A 4019-nucleotide genomic window follows, 5' to 3' on the forward strand; every position below is an offset into this window, starting at 1 on the left:
TGCGGGCCAATGATTGTCCGTAACTAGACACTAGGAGCACGCTTTTTTTCCGCGATTACTGTGTAATATTCGGAAAACTAAAAGAGGCTGGTGAGAAAACAAAGTTTTCTCCCAGCCTCTTCATTTAATAAGTGTTTAATTAGTAATCAGCAGATGATTACTTAAGACCCTTCCAAGTCCAGTTAGTAACTTCTGGTAAGTCCTTACCTTCTGAACGGATGTAGTGGTTGTGCTTGTTGATCATGTTGTCCATCTTGGCAACAAATGCAGCACCCTTTTGTTCGTAGCCAGGGATGTTTTGGATAGCGTCCTTAGCTAAGTGGAACCGGTCCAGTTCGTTCAATACACGCATATCGAATGGAGTGGTGATGTCACCATTTTCTTCGTATGAGTGAATGTGAAGGTTGTGGTTAGCACGTTCGAAGAACAGAGCTTGGATCATGTCACGGAAACCGTGCCATGCGAAGATAACTGGCTTGTCAGTAGTGAAGTATTGGTTGAATTCTGCGTCTGACAGACCTTCTGGGTTCTTGTCTTGCTTCATCAACTTCATGATTTCGATGATGTTGATGTAACGAATCTTCAGTTCAGGGAAGTTGTCGTGAAGAATGTCGATAGCGGCAAGAGATTCTTCAGTAGGTTCAGTACCGGCAGAAGCAAAGACAACATCAGGTTCGCTACCTTGGTCAGTAGAAGCCCAGTTGATGTAGCCAAGACCGTTGTCAACTAATTCAGTAGCTTCATCAATGGAGAACCATTGTGCACGTGGGTGCTTGGAGGTTACGAAGATGTTGATGCATTCTTGGTCGTTGAATGCCTTGTTGGATACGGCCATCAGGGAGTTAGTATCTGCTGGCAGGTATTCCTTAACAAGGTCTGGACGTTCCTTTTCGAACATGTGAGTCAACAGACCTGGATCTTGGTGAGTGTAACCGTTGTGGTCTTGTTGGAAGACAGTTGAAGTATCAACGAAGTTCAGTGCTGGGTATTGCTTACGCCAGTAGAGGTCCTTTGCCTTCCGTAACCACTTCATGTGTTGAGTCAGCATGGAATCAACAACCCGACCAAAGGCTTCGTAGGTTGCGAAGAATCCATGACGACCAGTCAGAGTGTAACCTTCGAGGAATCCTTCTGCTTGGTGTTCGGAAAGTTGAGAATCAATCATCCGACCTTCGTGAGAAAGGTTTTCGTCGTTTGGTTCGTGGATACCTTCCATCCATTGACGCTTGTCATTGTCAAGGAATGCGTAAAGACGGTTAGACTTGGATTCATCTGGACCGAAGCCACGGAATGTGTCTGGGTTCAGTTCAGCCATCTTGCTGAGGTACTTACCCCATTCAAGCATGTCTTGCTTTACAACAGAACCTGGTGTTTGAACGTCAACGGCGAAGTCACGGTAGTTAGGCAATACTAATGGCTTTGGATCGATACCACCGTTAGTGATTGGGTTCATAGCCATCCGCTTGTTGCCATCTGGAGTGTTTTGTTCAACTAAGTCAACTGGGTGACCGTTTTCATCGAACAATTCTTCAGGCTTGTATGACTTCATCCAGTCAACCAGCATGTCCTTGTGTTCCATGTTGTCTTGGGAAACCGGAATAGGAATCTGGTGAGCACGGAATGAATTTTCGATTGGGTTACCATCCAAGTCCTTCTTAGGACCAGTCCAACCCTTAGGAGCACGCAGAATGATCATTGGCCAAGTTGGCAGTGAGTCATCGTTGTTTTCACGAGCATTCTTTTGAATAGCCTTGATCTTTTCGATAACAGTGTCAAGGGTCTTAGCCATTTCTTCGTGAACCTGCATGTGATCCTTGTAACCGTTGAATTCACCATCACGGTCAGCTTCCTTGTATGCGGAAACGAAGTGTGGTTCCCAACCCATACCTTCGAAGTACTTAGTAAGTTCTTCGTCGCTCATCCGGGAAAGGATCGTTGGGTTAGAAATCTTGAAACCGTTGATTTGGATGATTGGTAATACGGCACCATCCTTGATTGGGTTGATGAACTTGTCAGAGAACCATGAAGCGGCCAGTGGACCAGTTTCGGATTCACCATCACCAATTTCAACAGCGGCGATAACGTCTGGGTTATCTAAGATAGCACCAACACCGTGTGAAAGTGAGTAACCAAGTTCCCCACCTTCGTGGATTGAACCTGGAGTTTCAGGGGCAGCGTGTGATGCAGTACCACCTGGGAATGAGAAGTGCTTGAATAACTTAGCCATTCCCTTTTCGTCTTGAGTAAATTCTGGGTAAATTTCGGTGTAGGAACCGTCCAAGTATGAGTTGTTAACCATAACTTGGCCACCGTGACCGGAACCTTCGATGTAGAACATGTCAAGGTCGTACTTCCTGATTACCCGGTTCAAGTGGGCGTAAATGAAGTTTTGAGGAACAATCGTACCCCAGTGACCAATTGGCTTAGGCTTAACGTCTTTTGCTTGTAATGGTTGACGTAATAATGGGTCGTTCATTAAGAACAAAGTACCAACTGAAAGGTAGTTGGCTGCACGCCAGTAAGCGTCAACACTTTCCAAGTATTGCTTGGAATCGTAATCTACTGCCATTCTAATAAACACTCCTTCTGAATAAATAAATACGTTCGTGCTTGAAACAACTAACGTAAATCATTCAATTTACAAGTATTATGATAAACTGTTTTTATTTAAAGTCAACCTTTTTGAAAATTGATACGGTCCAATTGCCAAATTTTAATAATTTTAACCTGTCCTTTAAGTTTCTCGTATTACGAAATTTGCCGTGATATGGCTAATAAGCCCCTATTAACGCCGCTTTTAATGAATGTTGTATACTTAAAAATGTAATATTTTTAATTTGGAAGGCAGGCAAAAAATGGCAGATCTCGACACACTTAACCAGGCTGATATTGGTGATTTTGAAAAGTTAATGGCCGTCACTACCGTAATGACCCAATCGGTAATTAGCTTCTTCATGGCGGGCAATCTCCCCGTTGGTCAACAGTTTTTTCTCGGTGGAATCTACGAAGCAGTGAAGTTTAGCGCTTCGGCCTTTATCTTCGGAATCCTGTTTTCAACAATCCGGACCCACCCCCAGGCAAGGCTACGGGATTACCCCCGTTTCATGCGGAATCGCTGGCACGTTCTCTTTGTTCCTTCCATTTTGTGGACCGCTGTCTACCTCCTGATCCTGCCCCAGGTCCAACAACACCACTACCATGACTGGCGACAGTTCTGCTGGCAGTTTATCAACGGGAACGCCGCTCCCCACCTCTGGTATAACGTGATGATGCTTCAATTCATCATCCTGATGCCATTCTTCTGGTGGCTCGCCCGGGTCGTTCAAAATCATCCCCGTCGCGGGATCAGTGCCTTTTTGTTAGCACTGATCTTCGAACTCGGTTGGCACTGGCTCTACGAATACCAGGTTTTCCACGGCCCCGAAGCCAAGAATTGGTACCTCATCGATCGCTGCTTCTTAAGTTTCCTGATCTTTGGGGTCGCTGGTACCCTCCTCTGCAAGTTCTACAAGCAGCTGCTCCCCTTTCTGATGCGTCACTGGCTAACCCAGATTGTCTGCTGGTTGGTCCTCTTTTACTTTGTCACCATCAATTTCTTTGGTTACGGGGTCCCGGTTAAATTAACCAATGCCCCCTACTACCTGCCATCGATGATCTTCTATAATTTAAGCACGATTGGCCTGATTGTCACCCTCGCCTCATACATGCAAAAGTTCCGGAACCAGTGGCTCCCCTTCATTCACTGGGTTGCCCTGTACGCCCACCGGTCATACCTGGGCCACGTCTTTTGGCTTTACTGGTGCTGGCAGGGGATTAACCATTTCATCCCCCACCTATTTCTCGCGGTTAAGTTCCCCCTGCTCGTTATTCTGACGATCACCCTGTCCTTTGCCTTCTCCTACTGTGCCCACCTAACCTGGACGAGGATTAAGCGGGTATTAAATATCCGCCACCTGGTGAATGGAATCGAGTAGGAGGTAATTGATTAGTTCAATTACCGACCTCTCACACCACCGTAC

Annotated in this window: 2 protein-coding genes; one reads left to right on the forward strand and one right to left on the reverse strand. The window is 45.8% G+C overall.

Annotation, left to right across the window (positions count from 1 at the left end):
- Positions 1–157: 157 nt before the first annotated feature.
- Complete coding sequence (locus FD32_RS07800; protein ID WP_056962159.1) at positions 158–2569, reverse strand: phosphoketolase family protein; 2412 nt, start codon at positions 2567–2569, stop codon at positions 158–160.
- Positions 2570–2855: 286 nt separating this feature from the next.
- Between FD32_RS07800 and FD32_RS07805 the strand changes: the two genes are divergently transcribed.
- Positions 2856–3974, forward strand: coding sequence for an acyltransferase family protein (locus tag FD32_RS07805; protein ID WP_047768527.1), 1119 nt, complete (start codon positions 2856–2858; stop codon positions 3972–3974).
- Positions 3975–4019 lie beyond the last annotated feature (45 nt).

Source organism: Limosilactobacillus panis DSM 6035, from assembly GCF_001435935.1.
GTDB lineage: Bacteria > Bacillota > Bacilli > Lactobacillales > Lactobacillaceae > Limosilactobacillus > Limosilactobacillus panis.

Bases quoted from the DNA above. Each gene is read 5' to 3' on its own strand.
- FD32_RS07805 (WP_047768527.1), top strand. From the start codon at position 2,856: ATGGCAGATCTCGACACACTTAACCAGGCTGATATTGGTGATTTTGAA.
- FD32_RS07800 (WP_056962159.1), bottom strand. From the start codon at position 2,569: ATGGCAGTAGATTACGATTCCAAGCAATACTTGGAAAGTGTTGACGCT.